Source organism: Levilactobacillus huananensis, from assembly GCF_003946145.1.
GTDB classification, from domain to species: domain Bacteria; phylum Bacillota; class Bacilli; order Lactobacillales; family Lactobacillaceae; genus Levilactobacillus; species Levilactobacillus huananensis.
Genome location: NZ_RHOC01000010.1, coordinates 22190 through 43401 on the forward strand (window position 1 = coordinate 22190; position 21212 = coordinate 43401).

The following is a 21212-nucleotide window of genomic DNA, read 5'->3' on the forward strand; positions in this document are numbered from 1 at the left end:
TAGTGAGTATGGGTAAAACAATTATTCGGGTACCAGCAACTTCGGCGAACCTAGGCCCTGGAATCGATTCAATTGGTGCCGCATTACATCTCTATTTAACAGTTATTATTGAAGAAGAAACTGACAAGTGGCGAGTTAATCACGCTCTTGGCACAGAAATTCCACGGGACGAAAATAATTTGATGGTGCAGACGGCTCTCAAGGTGGCACCCAAGATTCATCCCCATCAACTGACCGTGATGTCGGATATTCCTATCTCACGCGGACTGGGAAGCTCAACCAGTGCGATTGTGGCAGGGATCAAGATTGCAAATGAACTTGGCGAGCTTGATCTGAATATTTCTGAACAACTAAATTGGGCTGTTAAGCTCGGGGGGACGTTGGATAACGTGGCACCAGCATTGTTGGGGCAAGCGGCCGTGGCAACGGTCAATGATGATCACGCTGACGCCATCCAATTGCCCTTGCCAGATGACATGCGTGTCTTGGTCTTCATTCCCGGACAACAATTGTTGTCACGGAAGAGTCGTGAAGCCTTGCCAAAACAGGTTGCGCTAAAGACCGCGGTCCATGCCAGCAGTGTGGCCAATGTGTTAGTGGCAGCCTTGTTGGAGAAAAATTGGGAACTTGCCACTCGGATGATCGAACGCGATGAATTCCATGAACAGGCGCGTTCACAACTGGTACCAGAGCTCAAGCTGATTCGAACAGCGGCTCACGAGCAAGGGATCACAGGAACTTACCTCAGTGGAGCTGGTCCAACCGTGGTGACCTTTGGAACGTCACCACAATTAACGTTGCTACGAAACAAGCTCGCAACGGCTGATTTGCCCGGTAGCTTGCGGATCCTAGAACTTGATCCAGCCGGGGCAACTGTCCTCACAGATGCATAAGTTCAGATTTTTTTGAATTAACTTGCAAAAAATATTGTCAGCACCCGGATCATTTGTTATACTATTTCTTGTGAGTTAATGCGCCCATGGCGGAATTGGCAGACGCGCAAGATTAAGGATCTTGTCGGGGTAAACCCGGTGGAAGTTCGAATCTTCTTGGGCGCATAACGAAACAGTGAAAGAGGTCGTGATGACCCGCGAAAGCGGTGGTCATCACGACCTCTTTTTAGTTTATAAGTCTGAGCCTAATTATTTATTAAGCAAGATTTTCGTGAAGGATGGTTTAGTATGCCTGCCGACAGAGCTGAGCATACCTGAACAAAAAACAACTCATTTTGACAAGACACTTATCTCATTGTGGTCGGTCACGGAAATTAAGAGAATGAAATTAGACCAAGTTCGTGGTATGAACGGTGAAAGCAGAAGCTTGGTTTTCACCCGCAATGGTCCGCGACCATTACGGGAAAAGTAGCAGGCAGTGTTTGCAAGCATAAAAATGGCCTTTTTTTCAATAATGTGGCACAATCAGGTCGCCAAGAAAATCGATTTGTTCGGTTCTCCATTTATTGATCGAGGGAATCTCGTTGTTTTCAGAATTGCTAGCTGAATTTCCGTAAATTTGGCGGCTTTCATGACAGTTAGATAACATTTTGCCTTAGTAACCGTTTCCAATGAAAATAGCTCTTCAATTCTTTCATGGATGGGCGTAGTATATGAGTCTACATTGATCATTACCAATTTTATGAAACAAAACCACTGACAAATGATCTGAAACGCGTTATAGTAGTTGTCTTGTGTCAAAAGATTGGCAAAAATTCTAAAGGAGGTCGGCGCATGAACGACTTAACTAAGGGTAACTCCCTCAAACTCATTTTCTTTTTTACGATTCCACTTTTAATTGGTAATTTATTTCAGCAATTATATAACGTTTCCGATACCGTAGTCGTGGGACAAACTCTTGGTGTGAAGGCGCTGGCCGCCGTTGGGGCGACGGGCTCTATTAACTTCTTAATCATTGGGTTCGCCCAAGGCCTGACCGCTGGATTAGCTATTATCACGGCAACGCGGTATGGTGCCAGAGATTACAAGGGTGTCCGTAAGTCTTTTGCTGCGAGCATCGTCATTTCGATTTTAATGACTATTATCTTGACGATTCTTTCGTTAGCATTTGTCGACCCAATTCTACATTTGATGCAGACGCCAGCGTCGATCTTTGCTAACGCACGGATTTTTATCAGCATCATCTTTATCGGGATATTCGCCTCGATGGCGTTCAACCTGTTGTCCAACATCATTCGGGCATTAGGGGATTCCCGGACGCCACTGATCTTCCTGGTGATTGGAACGGTTGTCAACGTTCTCTTGGAACTGCTCTTTATCTTGGTCTTCCACATGGGTGTGGCCGGGGCCGGTTGGGCCACCGTGATTTCTCAAGTGGTGGCTTCACTGCTATGTGTGGCTTACATCATCCGCTCCATTCCACTTTTACATGTGTCCAAAGATGATTTCAAATTAGACGTCAACGAACTCTGGCAACACTTTACGACGGGGATGCCGATGGGTTTTCAACTGTCGATCATTGCCATTGGAACGATGGTGATGCAGGCGGCCTTGAACTCCTTAGGGACTGATTCCGTAGCGGCATCTACGGCAGCTTCTAAGGTTGACCAACTCTGCTCCTTACCCATGTCCTCATTTGGGGTTACCATGGCGACCTTTGCCGCTCAGAACTTTGGAGCTGGCAAATACAGTCGGATCATGGAAGGGGTCAAGAAGACCCTCTGGTTATCCGGGAGCTTCGCTGTCTTCGCTGGTGGTCTAGTGATTTTCCTCGGCAAGCCGATTGTGACTCTAATTATCGGAACAGCCGACGAAAATGTTATTCAATTATCACAGACTTACTTCAATATCATTGGGAGCACGTATCTCCTATTAAGTGTTCTCTTCGTCATTCGTAATACGCTCCAAGGTTTAGGCCGCCGCGTGTTGCCGACCCTAGCCGGTGTGGGCGAACTGAGCATGCGAATTTTTGCTGCCGTCTTCATGGTGGGGGCCTTCGGTTATGCGGGAGCCGTTTCCGCCGAACCGTTGGCTTGGTTGGGTTCTTGTGCTATCCTGATTCCTTCATGGATCAGAGCTGTTAAGCAGTTGCGGAACCTGCAACGGTCTGAAGATGTGGTTGCCGGTAAGCCAACGACGGATGAGCTGGCACAAGTAGCAACCAAGGCCACGCCTAGCGACCCTGCTATGGGTGTGACGCCAAAGTTCGAGTCCTAAAGCAAAGCATGATACACTAAGGAAGATGCGCAATCATCTTCCTTTTTTGATCTCAACGATAAGGAGTATTTAAATCCATGCAAAATTTGATTTTCGATCTTGATGGGACATTACTTGATACTGAAACGATGTACATGCGTGCCCTACAGGCAGTGTTACATGAACGAGGTATCAATCGACCCTACGCTGAATTAACGGCCACCTTTGGTATCCCCAGTCGTGATGCGCTGGTACGACTTCAGATTCCCGATCTGGAGAATGTTCTGACCGCTTGGGGAGATCGAACGGTGGCTTACCAAGATACCGTCTCTATCTATCCTGGCGTTAGAACGGCCTTAGCTAAATTACGAGAGGTCGGGGCCAATCTTGCCATTATGACCTCGAAACGACGCTTTGAATACGAGCGTGACGTGGTGAGTGTTGGTCTGGACCAGTACTTTAAGGTGAGTGTCGTGGCCGAAAATGTGGATCACGGGAAACCGGCCCCAGATGGAATTCTCCTGGCGATGCAACGTTTAGGCGCCGATCCAGCGTCGACGGTTTACGTGGGTGACACGGCTTACGACTATACGGCCGCACATGCTGCGGGTGTTGACTTCGGTTTTGCTGGATGGAACGGTAAAACGCCCGTTAATTACCAACCAGATAGACTGTATATGACGCCCGGAGATTTGCTGATTCACTAGGTTTCTGGATTAGTGGAGCTGACTGGCATTTTGTGCTATATTAAACCCATAAACAAGTGGTTTTGATTAACGTAAACCGTTTTATAAAAGGGGTGGCAGGATGATTGCCATAATTATCACAGGCCACGGTGATTTTGCCCGTGGTATCTTACAGAGTGCCGAAATGATTTTCGGTAAAGCGCAGAAGGTCAAGGCTGTGACCCTGAGTGCCAATGAGAGTGTCGAGGACCTGGCAAACCATTATCAGGCTGCTATCCAGAGCCTTCAACCCATGTCGGAGCTCCTGTTTTTGGCCGACCTCTGGGGTGGGGCACCCTTTAATGCGGCCAGTCAACTGGTCCAACAGAATCCTGACAACTATGCCGTGATCGCGGGTGTGAATTTGCCCATGTTGATTGAGGCTTTGGATAGGCAGGATCAGCCCTTAGCGTCGATGTTGCCGCGTCTGGAACAGGATGGGCGTAATGGTATTCGACCCTTTAATGGGACTATTTCGACTGATTAAAATACAGAGAGTGAAAAAAGATATGCCTGCGGGCATATCTTTTTTAGGTTTAGTCTAGTTAATCTTCACCTGATCACGCCCATGTTGCTTGGCATAATAGAGGTTTTGGTCCGCCCGCCGGAAGAGATCGACAGCTTCCCGATCGTCAGGTTGGCGTTGGGTGCCCCCCACAGATAGCCGAACGTTGAGATCTTGACCACCATGGTGAAAGGTGTGCTGACGAATTGATTCGGTTAAGGTGGTGATGAGGCCGGTAGCTTGTTCGGTGGTATAGTCGGTAAAAAGAATCGTGAACTCCTCCCCCCCGGTTCGGTAGAGAACGAGCTCTGAGTCTAGCTCCGCCAAGGTATGCATCATCGTCTGTGCCACGTGGTTGAGGACATAATCCCCTGTCAAATGGCCATACGTGTCATTGACATGCTTGAAGTGGTCAATATCGAATAGCATGAGCGTTAGAGGGGATTGCGTTCCCGTCGCTTTTTTAAAGGCTTGATCGAAGTCATTCTTGAAGGCGTAGTAATTATTGACGCCTGTCAAATCGTCGTAATTGGTGGTATAGGTGAGCTGTGCTAAAGTATCAGCGCCAGCCAAGAGTGAATCCACGTAGACGTACATCATACTCAAAATAAAGAAGCTGAAGACGAGTTCCCAGGCCAAAGTGGTGAGTGGTAGGTGAAATTGTGCACCCATTAGTCCCCAGAGGATGGCCGAGAAGAATAGGGTTGCAATAGTAAAGTCCAGAAAGTCGGTCCATCTGTGATGATGATGGGTTTTCACGAGTTTCATGACGAAGTAGAAAGCGACATAGACCGAAGCGAAGAGCCAGGACCAGCCGTTGCCCATCGTTTCGTTGATTCCCATGAAGAGGCCAATGGCAATCAGAAGCTGCCAGAGTTGTATTTCCAACATTAGAAAGTAACTGACAAAGACGATGGCAAATATCTGAAAGTTAGTGAAGGCCCAACTATAGGCGGTTCCGCTGACAGATGTCTGGCTGATGATAAGAATGATCACCATATAGATCAGACCGACGTTGGTTCGGATGGCAGCCGCGTTGGGCTGACGGTGCTGACGATCGAGATGTTGAATGATTTTATTGGTAATGAACCAATAGAGGGTCAGGACACCGAGTAAAAAGAACAGACTCGTAATTGCGGGTGCCACAAACCATTTGGACCAAGTCATGCGAAACCTCCTATCGGGGATAGTCCTGATTATTAACGGTAAAAATATATTATACAATAGATTTAAACGGTCGAACACCCACTTGGACTAAAAGAAAAAGTTTGGGATTTCTCCCAAACTTCTTAATTGCGTGGTACTAGACTTGGTTTACCATAAAGATAACCTTGATGAAGGTTAATGCCGAAGTGCTTAGCGAGTGCCTGGTCCTTAGCGTCTTCTACACCCTCGAGGATGAAGCTCAAACGAAATTGCTGAGCAATTTTGGCCCAGAACGCTAAGCATTCTGGAATTTTAGCCGCAACCCCGGCCATGCGGAAGTTCTGCATAGCAAACTTGATTTCGTCAACGAATGGCAATAGATATTGAATGTTGTGGTAGGTGTTGGACCCAGTACCGACGTCATCTAACACGAGGGCAATGTCGTATTGGTGGAGGGCTAGACTAAATCGCTGAATCTCATCTAATGTTGGGGCTTCTGTTAGTTCGATAGTTAAAGTCGCCGGACTGATTCGCTTCTTAAGGGCAATGATCGTTCCCAAAGTGAGGGGATCACGCAGCTGTTGGTTGTTGAGGTTAAAAGCCAAGACCTGTTTAGTCTTCGCAGTATTCAGATCCGTCGCTGTCTGTTCAAGGAGTTTGGCCTGATCTGTCACGGAGATGTCAGTGAACTTGTGTGGCAGGACCCACGCTTTATCCTGTTGTTTACGCAGGAGGACCTCATAGCCAAAGACCTGTTGATTGTCTTGATTTACTTGAGGTTGAACGAAAAAACGGTACATATTAGTTGACCCCTTTAATTACGGCGTACCGCATAGAATTAATTATCTCTATTCTAGCGCTTTTTTTCAAAAGAACAACGTCATATATCGTTTAGTGTGGTGATTGATTAAGCCTGCAAGTAGGTGGATGCGCTTACGAATGCGCCCGTGTATGATTTTGCATTATTCGTGATTATAAGGTTTCTGATCTGGAGTAGGTGGACAATCAAAAAGACGCGTGAGATCTTCGGATCTCACGCGTCTTTTCTTTAGTAGCCGTAGCCATTGTTGGCATTACTGTTATCGTAGCCACTGGTATTGCTTCCATAGCTGGTATCAGTGGTGCCATAAGCCGACGTATCGGCATCAGTTGTGAAGTTTTTGGTTTCTGAGAGGTTCAATGTTTTACGAATATGATTAGAAATCTTTTTTAGCTCTTGATTGGTTGGCACTTGGTAGGAGAGGCCATCGATCATCGCGTCTTGGCCTTGTAAGGTTTCAGACTTGATGTGATGGGAGGCATCCCCATACTTAGCGCGAATCTGCATCAGATCATCAAACGTCAGGTCAGTCTTGAGGTTCCCATTAAGGGAGGTCAAAATCTGTTGGTAACGCGTAATGGAGGTCAGCCCAGCCGCCTTAACGACCAGCTTCTGGAGTACTTGTCGTTGTCGCTTTTGTCGACCATAGTCACCCAGTGGGTCTTCATGACGCATTCGTGAGTAAGCCAAGGCTTGCTTCCCATTCAAGTGGGTTGTCTTGCCCTTGACCACGTTAGCGGCGCCATATTGGAAGGTTAATGGTGGTTTAACGTCGACCCCATTGACGGCATCGACCATTTTCTCCAGGCCCCCCATGTTAACGATAGCATAGAAATCAATTGGGATGTCCAGCAAGTCTTCAACGGTCTTAACAGCCGTTTTGGCGCCACCAATGGTGTAAGCTGCGTTAATCTTCTGCACACTGGCGTTAGCGCCAGACCCTACGGTGACCCGAGTATCCCGGGGGATACTCGTTAGGTACGCAGTTTCTTTGGTTGGATTAATCGTGGCAACCATCATGGTATCGGTCCGACCCATATCGGAACGGCCCAGGGCCCCGGTATCTGTTCCCATCAAGAGAATTGAAAAGGGCTTGTTCTTCTTAAGAACGGAGGCCACGTTACGACTCTTCGCAGTGTTAGATGAAGCGTAAGTCTGGCTGAAGGTCTTTTTAGCAGAACTCCAGGCATGATAGCCGTACGCCAGTCCACCACTGATTAGGAAGAGCACGGTGAGCACGATAGTCCACATCACAGGACGATGGGGATGAACCGTGGGTGTTTTAAAGTGTGAGTGTCGGTCAGAACGACGATCGTAGACTTGCTCGAAGTCCTCTGGCGATCGTTGCCGTTTGTTTCCATTATCATTAGGCATATTTATTTCCTCATCCTCGTCAAAATCTTTTTCCATTATAAACTGGTCCGTGGCGTAACGATAGCGCCAATCGTCGATTTAATCAGATTTTAAAAGTTCCCCGACCAGTTTTGCTTGTGACCTCAATTAATTCATTACACCACAAAAAAAGTTATTCGTAAACGGGTGGGAATGACAATCACAATTTGGGAATGTTAATGACCGGTAAAACTGGCAACATTTCCGGGCGTGTCAAGGTGACAAGAATCCTATTATAATCAACGTTGGAACCGGTTACGGATCTGATGAGATCACTTCTTATGCTATAATAAGAAGCGTTGCTTAAGAAACAGTTATTTTTTGAAACGACGGGGAGGTTACCGAATGGCCGTCTTTATCAGAAGTGTTTCAGGCGTGCTGATTATCCTGGTGATGATCGGTTTAGGTTACGTGCTGTCTCGCCGAGGCTGGTTTGATGACCAGGCACCACGGTTGATTGCCCGGTTGGTGACGCAGATCGCCTTACCCGCCTATATGATTAGTACCATCACTGCTAAATTTTCGGCAGCGACGTTGAAAGCAACGTTGCCAGACCTTCGTTTTCCGATCATCTCGATGACGATTATGTTTGGACTGTCGATTGTGGCTTTTCACTTGTTTCGAATTCATGACGATCATCGGGGATTGTTTGAGTCGATGTTTCTGAATTCCAACACCGTGTTTGTGGGCTTACCCGTTAACGAGGCCTTGTTTGGATCGAAAAGCTTACCTTTTGTACTGGTGTATTATATGGCCAATACTACTTTCTTCTGGACCCTGGGGGTCTATCTCATTCAGCGAGATGGAAAGGACAAGGCTAAGTTCGATCTAAAGAGCACTTTACAGAAGATTTTTTCACCGCCCCTGTTGGGCTTTATTTTTGGGGTTATTTTGGTCATGCTGAATATCCAACTACCCGATTGGATCATGCAGGATTTTCAATATGTTGGTGGTTTGACGATTCCATTGTCCATGATTTTTATTGGGACCGCGATTGCCGGTGCCGGGTTACAGAATATTCGGATTGATCGCGATAGCCTAGGGATTCTATTAGGACGATTTATTATTGCCCCAACCTTGATGGCTTTTCTGGTGATTCCGACCGGGTTGCCGGTACTCATGAAGCAGGTCTTTATCTTGCAGGCGGCCATGCCCGTCATGACCAATGCGCCAGTTGTCGCTAAGCTTTACCGAGCGGATGCTGACTATGCGGCCATTATGGTCACCGAAACCACCCTCCTGAGTCTAGTGGTGATTCCAATCTTAATGGTTATTGTTCAGCGAATTGTTTAGTTGTGTTTACATGTCTTAAAAGGAGGAACTAGTTTCGTTTTGAGAAAAACCATGTTGTACATCGCTTTTTCAACCTTAATGTTTAGTTCGATGGAAATCGCCTTAAAGGCTGCTGGAGGGGCATTTAATCCCATTCAGTTGAACCTGATACGGTTTCTCATTGGGGGAATCGTGTTGTTGCCAATTGCTTTGCGGGCGCTTAGCAAGCAACAACACCATTTGACCAAGGCGGATTGGGGGCTATTCTTCCTGACCGGATTGGTCTGTGTCATTGTTTCAATGACGTTGTATCAATTGGCCATCACCGTTGACGAAGCGTCGACGGTGGCCGTTCTCTTTAGCTGTAACCCTGTATTTGCTCTTATTTTCTCGTACTTAATTTTGCATGAACGTCTCGGTCGGGCGAACTTGATCGCCGTGGTCGTTTCTATTATTGGATTGATTGTGATTGTTAATCCAGCCCATCTGACGAATCCGCTAGGGTTGGTGTTGGCGATTAGTTCTGCTTTGACCTTCGGACTGTACAGTATCGTGTCTCGGTGGGGATCTGTTCGTCACCACTTCAATGGAATTACCATGACCTGCTTTACGTTCTTGGCCGGATCATTGGAACTCTTTGTTTTGATGATGATTACCCATATTCCCGCCATTGCTGGGGGAATGCGTCAGGTTGGTTGGCTCAGTAACTTTGCTGCGCTCCCAATCCTGAAGAACATCAGCATGCAGTATTTTTGGTTACTCTTCTTCATCGGGGTCTGTGTGACCGGTGGCGGATTTGCCTTCTACTTTTTGGCCATGGAACGTTCCGATGTCTCCACGGCATCCCTGGTCTTCTTCATTAAGCCAGGGCTGGCGCCAATTATGGCGGCTGTGCTGATTCACGAGCACATCTTACCAAATACGATTGTTGGGATTGTCATTATCCTGATTGGTTCCGTGATTACCTTTATGGGGAACCGAGTCAAGGCACGCGAATCGCAATTGGCAGAACAAAATGCAACTGTTCCTGCCAGCGATTTTCAGCAAATGCCAACGGCTAAGGCTGACCAACTCGAGGCTAAATTAGAAGCTGACTTGGAAGCCAAGCTTGAAGCAAAGCTAGATGCCAAGCGTGACCCGTCGTCGCCGGATTAAATTTAATTTGTGTGAAGGATCTGAGGTTATTCCTTGGGTCCTTTTTATTTATCGTGTTGGTACTCTTACGTGAAAGGTGGCACAAATTCAACGATTCTACCGGAACGCTATGTTATGATAATCCGTGAGAGTAAGAGCAGAGAAAGGGAGAATGATGATGGCAACGTTAGTCATCCTACGACACGGTGAAAGTGTCGCCAACCGGGATAATATCTTTACGGGATGGAGCGACGTCCCTCTGACAGCTAGGGGACGCCAGCAGGCCTTGGCAGCAGGAAAGTTGGTGGCGCAGACCGGACTACGGTTTGGCGCCCTGCACACGTCGATGCTTCAACGAGCCATCGTAACCTCGAATATTGTACTGGAAGCCATCGACCAGTTGGCAATTCCTGAATACAAGTCCTGGCGGCTTAATGAACGCCACTACGGCGCCTTACGTGGGAAGAATAAGGCGGCGGTGCAGGCAAAAGTCGGTGAACGGCAGGTGAAGATCTGGCGGCGGAGTTTTGAGACCGTGCCACCACGGTTGGATCACGTGGTTCAGGATCGACGTTATGATCAGTTTGGCCCGCACACGGAGCCATTGGGCGAAAGTCTTGAGATGGCCTATGACCGGTTAATGCCATACTGGGAGGACCAGATTGCGCCGCGTCTGCTGGATGGTCATAACCAGCTCGTCGTGGCTCATGGGAGTACCTTACGTGCGCTCATCAAGTACCTTGATCGCGTGCCAGACGCTGACATTAGTCGGGTTGAGGTGGCTAACGGCGAACCAATTCGCTACGATTTTGATGATCGATTGCGAATCAAACGTAAAGTTATATTGTGACGATTACCTTAACAAAAGGATAAGTTAATAAGGTCGGACTAAACAATTGAGAAAAACGATTGTATTTGTCCGGCCTTTTCGTATAATCAGATTTAGGAGTTGGGAACAGAGGGGAAGTCAGGGAATGAATAAGAGAAATTTGGGCCACTGGGCAATTTTAATGTCCGTTATTGTGGTTATTATTGGGGTTGTTTCATGGATGCACGTCATCGATGCTAATGATAAAAAGCAGGTGGCAATTAGCAACCAGCACCATGCAGAAAAAACGAAAGATGCGATTACTCGCTATGCCTTGAAGAGCCAGCAAGATCGCGAAAATAAGGTCACACAGTATGACCGTGAAAATTTGGGAGAGAAGAATCCCGTCTTTGCGGCTAAGCTGACTAAAGATCTTCAGGCTAAAAAATTTGTCGGGTCAGCCATTGTTGTCAAAAACAATCATGTTGTTTATCAACGGGCTTTTGGCTGGGCCAATGTAAAAAAGCAGCGTAAAAATAAAGTCACGTCACAATTTCTGATCAACTCCGTCCAGAAATCACTGACCGGGGCCTTGGTTATGCAAGCCGTAGAAAAGGGCCAGATCAAGTTGTCCGATCATTTGAGCAAGTATTATCATATTAAGCACAGCAGTCACGTTACTATCCGTCAGATGTTGAATATGGAGGGCGGAATCAGCGGTAAGTTGGCACCAGGAACTGTCTTGACTGAACCGGCGGTCTACAAGTATGCTAGTCAACAGGCCATCATCAAGAAGAAGCGAATCAACCATTTCCATTATCAACCAATCAGTTATGTCTTACTGGCAGGGATTCTGCATAAGGTGACTCATCAATCCTACTATCAAGCGTTCTATCAGGACATTGTGACACCACTTGATCTCAACCACACGGGCTTTAACCAGATCCGGAAGATTACGCCGAATATGACCTTAGGTTATGGCGGCATGGAACCCGGTCAGTATAAGGAACCTCACGCACCGCTTAAAGCGAATACAGCGGTTCAGGTGGCAACTGGAAATGTCATTATGAGTACTGGAGATGCCTTCCAGGCGGAACGTGGCATCATTCAGGGAACGACATTGGATAATCCAGCCGGTGCTCAGGTTCTCCATGAGGCGGGCCAAACGCGGCACTATACCGGTGGTCTGTATCATCTCGGAAATATCGGCTACTACAGTCACGGTATGGGGGATGATTACGAAAGTACCGTCGCGATGAGTAAAGATGGTAAAACAGGTGTGATTTTCTTATCAAACAACTTTGTTAAGAAGGCCATGTTCCCGCGTTGGTCGACGGAACAACTTGCCATTCAGACCCTTGAGGCTATCAATAATGTGAAGGCCATCAAGTAGGTATCCTTAAAAAAATAATCAAATTAAAAGGTCGAAAACGTTGGTTTTCGGCCTTTTTTATATGGCCTAAAACGTTTTACTTGGTAATGGTGTAGACCCAACAAAGTGTTTGGCCCTTTTAATTACTCAAGGATTGTTGTATCATTAGTTAGTTCAAAAAGTTCGTTAATTAATTCACTTAGTACATAGATAGGAGTGTCGTCAGATGGGTGTTTCTGTTAGTTGGATTGGGGCGTTAATTGGGTTAGCCCTTGCCATTATTTTAATTTTACGTAAGTTGAACCCGGTCTATTCGCTCTTACTTGGAACAATTGTCGGGGCCCTCATTGGAGGAGCCAACCTGACACAGACGGTAAACATTGTGGTTACGGGATCCCAGAGTGTTATGGGAACCGTTATCCGGGTGTTAGCCGCCGGGGTTTTTGCCGGTGTCATGATGGAGTCTGGGGCCGCAAATGCGATTGCCCGGGGCATCGTGAACAAGTTCGGGGAGAGTCTTGCCATTCTTTCGTTAGCTTTGGCTACCATGATTATCACGGCCGTGGGGGTCTTTATCCCTGTTGCCGTCTTGATTGTGGCCCCAATTGCCCTCGAAGTGGGGAGTCGGATGAAGATTTCTAAGCTGGCCCTGCTAGTCGCTCTTTCTGGTGGTGGTAAGGCGGGGAACATCATCTCACCAAATCCCAACACGATTGCTGCCGCTCATGGGTTCCATTTGGAACTCAGTCAATTGATGGTTGCCGACTTTATTCCTGCTGTCTTTGGGTTGTTGGCAACGGTTTTGATCGCCACGTTATTACGTCACCGTGGGTCAATTGCCACTATGGCTGACGTGCAAGCTAACCAGGACCAAGGTGCAACTGAACCTACTGATTTGCCATCCTTAAAGACGGCGATCGTTGCGCCACTTTTGGCTGTTGTTCTGTTGTTATTAAATCCAGTTGGAAATATTTTACACATTAGTATTTTGGAAAAATTCGAAGTTGATGCCATGTACATCTTGCCAATCGCTGGGTTGGTTGGAATGCTAGCGATGCACCAAGGGAAAAAGGTCTTGGCCTATACGAAGTCAGGGATGGCTCGGATGACTGACGTGGTTTTAATTTTGATCGGTGCCGGTGCTATCGGGGGATTGATTACCACCTCGACATTACCTGCCGCCATTGTTCATTTAATTAAGATTTCCGGAATTTCCGGAACCTTCTTGGCTCCAATCGCCGGGATCTTAATGGCTGCCGCAACGGCTTCTACTTCAACCGGTGTTATCTTAGCTACTGGATCGTTCGGTAAGGCTATTCTGTCCTTCGGAACGGCGCCATTGGCTGCCGCTGTGATGGTTCATACCGGTGCTACGGTGATTGATCATTTGCCACAAGGAAATTACTTCCATGTGACGGCCAACGCCATGAACATGTCTCTCAAGGAACGGATGCAGTCGGTTCCTTATGAAACGGCAGTTGGGTTAACCATGACGATTGTCGGAACCATTATGTTTACCCTCTTCTAGACACGACGGAAAGGATGAAGTTCAAATGAAATTTGTCATTGCCCCCGATTCTTTTAAAGGTAGTTTGACCGCGAAACAGGCGGCGGATGCCATTTATGCTGGGTTGAAGCGTGTATTTCCAGACGCCGACTATGAACTGGTTCCGATGGCCGACGGTGGGGAAGGCACGGTGCAATCTCTGGTCGATGCAACTCATGGGACGTTAAAAACCGCGTCTGTCTTGAATCCATTGGAAGAGACCGTTGCTGCTCAGTATGGCTTACTGGGTGATGGTCGGACGGCTGTAATTGAAATGGCCGCGGCTAGTGGCATTCAGTTTGTGGATGAACAGACCAAGGATCCGCTGGTTACCACAACCTATGGGACTGGTGAATTGATGTTAGATGCCATGCATCACGGTGCCAGAGAGATTATCATTGGGATCGGTGGCTCGGCCACGACTGATGGTGGTCAAGGGATGGCTGAAGCCCTCGGGGCAAAGTTTCTCGATAAGGACGGTCAGCCCATCAAACGTGGGGGTGGCGGTTTAGCCGACCTTGCTAAGATTGATATCTCTGATGTTGACCCATTGGTTGCTAAGACGAAGGTTCGGATTGCCTCCGACGTCACGAACCCACTGATTGGGCCTAAGGGTTCAGCTGCCGTCTTTGGTCCGCAAAAGGGAGCCACGGCGGAAACGATTCCTGTACTAGACCGCAACTTGGCGCATTACGCGGCCATCATTAAACGCGATTTGGGCAAGGATCTCGCTGATTACCCCGGTGCCGGTGCTGCTGGTGGATTGGGTGCGGGGTTACTGGCCTTTACCCAATCTGTCATGGAAAAGGGTGTCGAGATCGTGGTTAAGGAAACACACCTGAAGGAACGAGCCGTTAATGCGGACTACGTCTTCACAGGCGAAGGTGCCATTGACTTTCAGACCCAGTATGGCAAGACGCCAATGGGGACAGCACTGGCTGCCAAGGAAGCGAGTCCACACGCCAAGGTTATCGGGTTAGCCGGTAATGTCGGCGAGGGGATCGATCAGCTTTACGATCTGGGTATTGATGCCATCTTCCCAATTCTGCCAGGGGTTGTTGATCTTCCAACGGCCATCAAGACCGGTGAGGAAAACCTCACTCGGACCGCGGAGAATATTGCTAGGGTGTTAAAGTAAAGCATGTGATCAAAGACGATTAGTTAGTGAACGTGCGTTTCGACACAACAACTAAAAAAGCCGAAACAAAATCGCCTTCCCAATTTAAGGGAAGGCGATTTTTAATGACAATTAAAGTTCGAATCCTTAAGCTAAAGCACCCATTGGATCCCAAGGAGCCAAGACCGTTGGTTCTTCAGTTTCCTGAGTCTTCTTTAAGTCGTCAGGCAGGAATTGTTTGTTCACAACGACTTGGTAGCAGTATTCGTCCATCCAAGCGTCGCTCATGACGAAGTAACCCTTCGTGCCGACCTTTTCACCCCAAGAGTTTTCAACTTTCCACTTGGTAGGTTGACCATCGACTAAGTCGACACCGGTCAAGACCATGGCGTGGGTCATCATGCTTTCGCCGTAATCGAGGCGTTCTGCCTTGGTCGTGGAGAAGTCGATGTTGAAGAGGGCATCCTTGTCGTAGAACTTGGTGTCCATGATTCCCTTTTGACGTTCTGAGGATTGACCAACATCACAACCGAACCAGACGGATTGTCCCGCTTGGAGTTGCTTGATGGCCAGGGCTTTGAAGTCCTTCATCGTGACATTCAAGTGCTTGACTTGACGGCCATTGACCACGTTACCTAACATTTCAACTGTGTAGGTGTGGTTGTAAGGCTTGTCGGCAGTCGGGGCGTTGATGATGGACACGTAGTCGGACAGGTTCCAGTCGACGTACTTGTCGAAGAATGACTTAGGGGTTAAGCCCTTGTCGATGTGGTAGTTCTTGTCATCGTCACGGTATTCGAAGTCAAATTCATGAACGGGTTCGCCGAGTGAGAAGCTCAGTAAGCGGTAAACTTCACCGAGCATCTTGTCTTTAGCAGCGGCAATGTCAGCATCGCTGGCCTTGTCAGCAACTAATTTCCGTAAAGTTACGGCGTCCTTACGCAGTTTCAAGTTCAACGTACTGTTAAGTTCGCTAGACTTGGAACTGTTGTAGGTTTCAGGCATAACTGACTTAGGCACGATCCCGTATTTTTCAATGATGGCACACAGCATGTCCCATTGGCCCCCGTCTTGTTGTGGGGTAGCCATTAAGAAGGCCACCTTACGGCTAGACGTTGGTTGGTCGGCAGTGGCCAAGACGTTTTCGTAAAAGTAATTGGCTTTTTCGAATTTATCCCAGAAATTGGTGTAGTTTTGGGATAATTCAAAGTCACTCAAATTAAACAGATCGGCTAAATGATGACGCATCGTGTTCAATGCGGCAAACATCCAACAACGACCACTTTGTTTTTGGTTGGCAACTTTCCCGGTATCCAAATCAATGGATAAGACGGGAGTCATGTCGGTTTCAGAAGCGTAATCGGCAGAGGTTGCTAAGATTCCTTGATGGCTGACGGCGCGTTCTAAGACCTTCGCGGTGGGGTCAGCAGCTAAAGCTTGTTGATAACGGGCGGTTTGGTCCGCCGTGATTTCTTTACTCAATGACGTCACTCTCCTAACTATTCTCTCATTGTACCCCAATCTTCTCATTTTTTGTATAGGTGTATGGAAAATTCAATTGACAAGGCACTTGGAACCGCTCATATTGAAGTTATTATACAAAAATAATGTTGTAATTATGAGAGGTGGGGCTTCCATGTTCAGTGGATCAGGTAGTGGCGTCACACTTATCCTATTTGCTGTCGTTTTCTTTTGGGGAGCGGCCATAGGAGAATTTATTTTTAGTTGGGGTCATCGACGTCACTGAAATGAGTCAGTCCCAAAAAGGCAATCCAATACCAACTGTATTGGATTGCCTTTTTAAAGCGTAAAGATTGATAGTCAGAGTCAGCAGATTAGTCGTAGTTAAGGTGCTTGTCTTGGTCCAAAGCGTTAATCTCGGCAATTTCAGCGGCTGTTAAGTTAAAGCCGGAAATTTCAAAGTTTTCGCGAACCCGGGCTGGCTTAGAAGACTTAGGGAAGACCACGAAGCCAGTATCAATTTGCCACCGTAAGACGATCTGAGCGGGTGACTTACCGTATTTATCGGCCAATTTAACAATCACAGGGTCTTCAAGAATTAAGTGACCGTGCCCGATTGGGGAGTAGCCTTCATTGACGAGACCGTTATCTGTGTCGAATTTGCCTAATTTGGCTTGAACCTTGTAAGGGTGACGCTCGATTTGGTTGACCATTGGCTTAACCTTAGCCATGGCAAAGACTTGGTTGAGTTGGTCTTCAGAGAAGTTAGAAACTCCAATTGCCCGAACCTTCTTTTGTTGGTAGAGGGTTTCTAGGGCGCGCCAAGTGTCTAAGGTCAACTCGAAGTTTTCTTCATTTGGCCAGTGAATCAGGTAGAGGTCTAGATAGTCTAATTGTAAGTCAGATAGTGTTTGTTCAAAGGCGGCCAGGGTCTTGTCATAACCTTGGTCAGCGTTCCAAACCTTAGAGGTGATGAACAGGTCGGAGCGGTCAATGCCGGAAGCCTTGATGGCCGCGCCAACGGCTGGTTCATTGCCGTAGATGTGGGCGCAGTCGAGATGCCGATAGCCAGCATCTAAGGCCGTCTTGATGGATGCAGGGACGTCCTTACTGTCGATCAAGTAAGTCCCAAAACCTAACATTGGGATAGTAACGCCGTTGCTTAATTGTGTCGTTTCCATGTGATTACCTCGCTATATAAGTATTTTAAAATCACCGTACATTTGTCTATGATACACTGCTGGGCGAATAGTTTCAGGGATTGTCCCTTATGCAGGGGATATTTATACAGGTAACCAGTTTGTTCTGAAGGGGTTGGGGTCCCATGATAGCGGCCTTCATGAGTTGTCGATCACAGACTTAGCAGTAGAAGTTAGATCATATGAAATGAGACTAATAGCAGGAAAAATAAAAACGTTATCGCCACAGCCTAGCTAGGTCGCGGGATAACGTTTCGTGGATCTTGGCAGGCGATCATCGCCTGTCATTTTTTAGTGGTCCAAATTATTTGGGATAATCACTAACGATGATTAGTCGCGAGCGTTCAACACTTCTGGGCCATCTTGACGGCCGACAATAACCGTGTTGACCGTGTCCAAGAACAAGCCGTGTTCCACGATGCCGACAATTCCGTTTAAGGTGTTGGCTAATTCGTGTGGGTGATCGATGCGGCCAAGGTGCAGGTCGATGATGTAGTTTTTGGAATCCGTCAAGACGTGGCTACCGTCTTCATTCATCCGGAAGGCAGGGTGTAAGTCCATCTTGTCTAATTTTTCCAGAACGTGGCTGGAACCGAATGGGATGACTTCCAAAGGTAGTGGGAACTTGCCTAAGTGGTGAACCATCTTGCTTTCATCAACAATCCACATGTTCTTCGTGGAGTTGATGGCCACAATCTTTTCCCAGAGGTGAGCGGCACCGCCACCCTTGATACCTTGGAAGTTGTCGTCGATTTCGTCGGCACCGTCGATGGTTAAATCAAGGTGGTCAACTTCATCCAACTGCTTGATGGTAATCCCCAGAGACTCGGCTTGTTTAGCGGAACGATCGGAAGTCGCAACCCCAACGATACTGAGGCCTTCTTCTTTGACACGCTTACCTAAGGCGTCAATCATGTAGCGAACAGTCGAACCAGTTCCGATTCCGAGAATCATGCCATCTTTAACATACTTGACAGCTTCTTGGCCCACGAGGGCTTTTAATGCGTTTTGATCCATGCTGAATTACTCCTCTTCTGTGTGACGTAAATTTAAGGCAACTGGCTGGACGGCGGTCGGCCCTGTTACTGGTAGCTGATTAGCTGCCAGCAAGTCAGGAACGGGATGTTGCGAGAAGTAGCGCTTGGCGTACGGATCCAAGACCTTGACAGTGACGTCGTTCTCCCGTGCTAAGTCAACAAAGCGGCTAATCAACTGTTGTGCAACGGCTGAAACGTCTTGCGTGGGACGAACAAAGAGTTGTTCGAGAACCCAAGAGGTGGTGCTCAATTGAAGGTAGTGTAGGCTCGCGATTAACTGTCCGTCAGACATGATAGTCAGCCGTCCGGGATGTTCCGTAATGGTCATGCGTGACTCCTTTCCAAACCAGTCTTCCTCTCGATTTTGGTCTATCCACGTCGGCTTGTCAACTAATTTTGGCCTGCGGGACAATTTTACTGGTAATCGGGGAGAAAGGTGTTTACTCTAGTAACAGAGTGTCAAATATAGACTATAAGAAGAGGAAGTGTCAGTATGCAACGGGGATTTGAAGTTGTCAGTAAGTACGCCAACCAGGGTGTAAAGCGACCATATCGGACGACCCAACAGGCTGCGGGTTATGATTTCGAATGCGCCGAGGATTTTACGTTACCCTCAATTTGGCGGCACGATCTGTTACATGCTTTTAAACGACTACGTCACAGAGACGCCTTAACGACGACCGAACTCATGGCGGGGCAGAGTGACTTGAAGCCTTGGCTGGTACCTACAGGCATCAAAGCGTACATGCAGCCAGGAGAGGTGCTCATTTTGGCTAACCGGTCGAGTAATCCGCTTAAGCACAATTTGATTCTGCCAAATGGTGTCGGGGTGATTGATGCCGATTATTATAATAACGAAAAAAACGAAGGAGAAATTTTCGTTCAGCTGATAAATGTTGGCATAAGTGATGTGGTGATCAAGAAAGGACAACGGATCGCGCAAGGGATTTTCATGCCTTATTTGTTAGCCGACGATGAACAAGCGCCACAGCAACAACGAACCGGTGGTTTTGGGTCCTCTGATCGTAACTAATTCTTTAGAATTGCACTAACGGACTAGTGGGGGATTGGCTTGTAAATATGCTAGAATAAAGATACGAAAACGGAACGGATTTGGGGGATGAACGTGGCTAAAACCAAAACTAAATTTGTGTGTCAGAATTGTGATTACAGTTCACCGCGTTATCTGGGTCGCTGCCCCAACTGTGGAGAATGGAACACCATGGTTGAAGAGGTTGTTGCGCCTGCTAATGCGAAGCCCCAATCAACCCGTGTGACGGTGAGTGGTGAACGATCCCACCCACAATTAATGAAGGAGATCAAACACACCACTGAGAGCCGTGTTAAGACTCAAATGGAGGAATTAAATCGCGTCTTGGGGGGCGGCATTGTGCCGGGCTCTCTAATTTTGATCGGTGGGGATCCCGGTATTGGAAAATCTACCCTGTTACTCCAGGTTTCCGGTCAGCTGAGTGCGACCGGGGGCAAGGTACTTTATGTCTCTGGGGAAGAAAGTGCTTCTCAGATTAAGATGCGGGCAGACCGGTTGGTCGTTAACAGTGACAACCTATACTTATATCCAGAAACGGATATGGCGAGCATCCGGGCTAATATTGAAGAGATGCGACCAGATTACGTGGTCATTGACTCTGTACAAACGATGCAGGCGACGGGTATCGAGTCTGCCATCGGATCGGTTTCACAGATTCGTGAAGTGACGGCTGAGCTGATGCAGATTGCCAAAACCAACAACATCACAATCTTTGTGGTGGGGCATGTGACCAAGGGTGGGGCGATCGCTGGGCCCAAGATTCTGGAACACATGGTAGATACCGTGTTGTACTTCGAAGGTGACTTGCACCATACTTACCGAATCTTACGGGCAGTCAAGAATCGGTTTGGGTCGACTAATGAACTTGGGATCTTTGAGATGCGCGAAGGTGGCCTCTATGAGGTTGCCAATCCATCGGAGATTTTCCTAGAGGAACGACTGGCAGATGCCAATGGGTCAGCCATTGTCGTCTCCATGGAAGGGACGCGGCCAATCCTGGTTGAAGTCCAAGCATTAGTGACGCCATCTGTCTTTGGCAACGCACAACGGACCTCGAGTGGTTTGGACCGTAATCGAGTGGCCCTATTGATGGCTGTTTTGGAGAAACGAGCTAATCTGATGCTCCAGAACCAAGACGCCTTCTTGAAGGCGGCGGGGGGCGTTAAGCTTGATGAACCCGCTATTGATTTGGCGATTGCCATGAGTATTGCGTCCAGTTATCGCGATAAGGCCACCGCACCAACGGATTGCTTCGTAGGTGAAGTTGGGTTGACTGGTGAGATTCGACGGGTTAGCCGGATCGAGCAGCGGGTCGCAGAAGCTAAGAAACTTGGATTCAAACGTATATTCGTTCCAAAGAACAATTTACAAGGCTGGAATCCCCCTCACGATATTGATGTGGTCGGGGTTACGACCTTGCGTCAGGCGTTGAAGTTGGCGCTGGGCGTCTAAAATTGGCAACTTTGAAAGGAGGTGAA

At 47.7% G+C, this 21212-nt stretch carries 20 protein-coding genes and 1 tRNA gene; 14 read left to right on the plus strand and 7 right to left on the minus strand.

Features of this window, described 5'->3' with window-relative positions:
* Positions 1–8: 8 nt before the first annotated feature.
* The 6 genes from thrB (at position 9) to EKM71_RS08430 (ending at position 4361) form a co-directional block, all read left to right on the plus strand.
* A complete protein-coding gene (gene thrB, locus EKM71_RS08405) occupies positions 9–893 on the plus strand; it encodes a homoserine kinase (RefSeq protein WP_125574157.1) in 885 nt (294 codons plus the stop codon).
* A gap of 80 nt (positions 894–973) precedes the next feature.
* A tRNA-Leu gene (locus tag EKM71_RS08410) sits at positions 974–1058 on the plus strand.
* Positions 1059–1083: 25 nt separating this feature from the next.
* Positions 1084–1365, plus strand: a complete 282-nt coding sequence (locus EKM71_RS08415; RefSeq protein WP_125574158.1) for a hypothetical protein — start codon at positions 1084–1086, stop codon at positions 1363–1365.
* A 362-nt stretch (positions 1366–1727) separates the two neighbouring features.
* On the plus strand, positions 1728–3170 hold the full coding sequence (locus EKM71_RS08420; protein ID WP_125574159.1) for an MATE family efflux transporter: 1443 nt from the start codon (positions 1728–1730) through the stop codon (positions 3168–3170).
* Positions 3171–3247: 77 nt separating this feature from the next.
* A complete protein-coding gene (locus EKM71_RS08425) occupies positions 3248–3856 on the plus strand; it encodes an HAD family hydrolase (RefSeq protein WP_125574160.1) in 609 nt (202 codons plus the stop codon).
* A gap of 100 nt (positions 3857–3956) precedes the next feature.
* On the plus strand, positions 3957–4361 hold the full coding sequence (locus tag EKM71_RS08430) for a PTS sugar transporter subunit IIA (RefSeq protein WP_125574161.1): 405 nt from the start codon (positions 3957–3959) through the stop codon (positions 4359–4361).
* A 54-nt stretch (positions 4362–4415) separates the two neighbouring features.
* Here EKM71_RS08430 and EKM71_RS08435 read toward each other — a convergent pair whose 3' ends face one another.
* From EKM71_RS08435 to EKM71_RS08445, 3 genes are all read right to left on the minus strand, one after another.
* Positions 4416–5546, minus strand: a complete 1131-nt coding sequence (locus EKM71_RS08435; RefSeq protein ID WP_125574162.1) for a GGDEF domain-containing protein — start codon at positions 5544–5546, stop codon at positions 4416–4418.
* A gap of 122 nt (positions 5547–5668) precedes the next feature.
* On the minus strand, positions 5669–6325 hold the full coding sequence (locus tag EKM71_RS08440; protein ID WP_125574163.1) for an EAL domain-containing protein: 657 nt from the start codon (positions 6323–6325) through the stop codon (positions 5669–5671).
* Positions 6326–6573: 248 nt separating this feature from the next.
* On the minus strand, positions 6574–7719 hold the full coding sequence (locus EKM71_RS08445) for an LCP family glycopolymer transferase (protein ID WP_125574164.1): 1146 nt from the start codon (positions 7717–7719) through the stop codon (positions 6574–6576).
* Positions 7720–8082: 363 nt separating this feature from the next.
* On the opposite strand from EKM71_RS08445, the gene EKM71_RS08450 reads away from it, so the two are divergent.
* The 6 genes from EKM71_RS08450 (at position 8083) to EKM71_RS08475 (ending at position 15007) form a co-directional block, all read left to right on the plus strand.
* Positions 8083–9030: an AEC family transporter gene (locus tag EKM71_RS08450; protein ID WP_125574165.1), complete on the plus strand. Its 948-nt coding sequence runs from the start codon at positions 8083–8085 to the stop codon at positions 9028–9030.
* Positions 9031–9069: 39 nt separating this feature from the next.
* Positions 9070–10164, plus strand: a complete 1095-nt coding sequence (locus EKM71_RS08455; RefSeq protein ID WP_125574166.1) for a DMT family transporter — start codon at positions 9070–9072, stop codon at positions 10162–10164.
* A 157-nt stretch (positions 10165–10321) separates the two neighbouring features.
* A complete protein-coding gene (locus EKM71_RS08460; RefSeq protein WP_125574167.1) occupies positions 10322–10993 on the plus strand; it encodes a 2,3-bisphosphoglycerate-dependent phosphoglycerate mutase in 672 nt (223 codons plus the stop codon).
* Positions 10994–11117: 124 nt separating this feature from the next.
* Positions 11118–12344 carry a serine hydrolase domain-containing protein gene (locus EKM71_RS08465; RefSeq protein ID WP_125574168.1) on the plus strand — a complete coding sequence of 409 codons (1227 nt, stop codon included), beginning with the start codon at positions 11118–11120 and terminating at the stop codon, positions 12342–12344.
* Between the two features lie 205 nt (positions 12345–12549).
* The gene (locus EKM71_RS08470; protein WP_125574169.1) at positions 12550–13851 is read left to right on the plus strand and encodes a GntP family permease; all 1302 of its coding nucleotides are present in this window, start codon (positions 12550–12552) and stop codon (positions 13849–13851) included.
* Positions 13852–13876: 25 nt separating this feature from the next.
* Positions 13877–15007, plus strand: coding sequence for a glycerate kinase family protein (locus EKM71_RS08475; protein ID WP_125574170.1), 1131 nt, complete (start codon positions 13877–13879; stop codon positions 15005–15007).
* Between the two features lie 126 nt (positions 15008–15133).
* Here EKM71_RS08475 and EKM71_RS08480 read toward each other — a convergent pair whose 3' ends face one another.
* The 4 genes from EKM71_RS08480 to EKM71_RS08495 form a co-directional block, all read right to left on the minus strand.
* Positions 15134–16468 carry a C1 family peptidase gene (locus EKM71_RS08480; RefSeq protein ID WP_125574171.1) on the minus strand — a complete coding sequence of 445 codons (1335 nt, stop codon included), beginning with the start codon at positions 16466–16468 and terminating at the stop codon, positions 15134–15136.
* A gap of 353 nt (positions 16469–16821) precedes the next feature.
* Positions 16822–17628, minus strand: coding sequence for an aldo/keto reductase (locus EKM71_RS08485; protein WP_125574172.1), 807 nt, complete (start codon positions 17626–17628; stop codon positions 16822–16824).
* A gap of 348 nt (positions 17629–17976) precedes the next feature.
* Entirely contained in the window at positions 17977–18663 is a 687-nt protein-coding gene (rpiA, locus tag EKM71_RS08490) for a ribose-5-phosphate isomerase RpiA (protein WP_057877376.1), read from the minus strand.
* A 6-nt stretch (positions 18664–18669) separates the two neighbouring features.
* A complete protein-coding gene (locus tag EKM71_RS08495; protein ID WP_125574173.1) occupies positions 18670–19011 on the minus strand; it encodes a GNAT family N-acetyltransferase in 342 nt (113 codons plus the stop codon).
* Between the two features lie 165 nt (positions 19012–19176).
* On the opposite strand from EKM71_RS08495, the gene EKM71_RS08500 reads away from it, so the two are divergent.
* Positions 19177–19716: a dCTP deaminase/dUTPase family protein gene (locus EKM71_RS08500; RefSeq protein ID WP_125574174.1), complete on the plus strand. Its 540-nt coding sequence runs from the start codon at positions 19177–19179 to the stop codon at positions 19714–19716.
* A gap of 93 nt (positions 19717–19809) precedes the next feature.
* The gene (gene radA, locus EKM71_RS08505) at positions 19810–21186 is read left to right on the plus strand and encodes a DNA repair protein RadA (RefSeq protein WP_125574175.1); all 1377 of its coding nucleotides are present in this window, start codon (positions 19810–19812) and stop codon (positions 21184–21186) included.
* Positions 21187–21212: the final 26 nt, after the last annotated feature.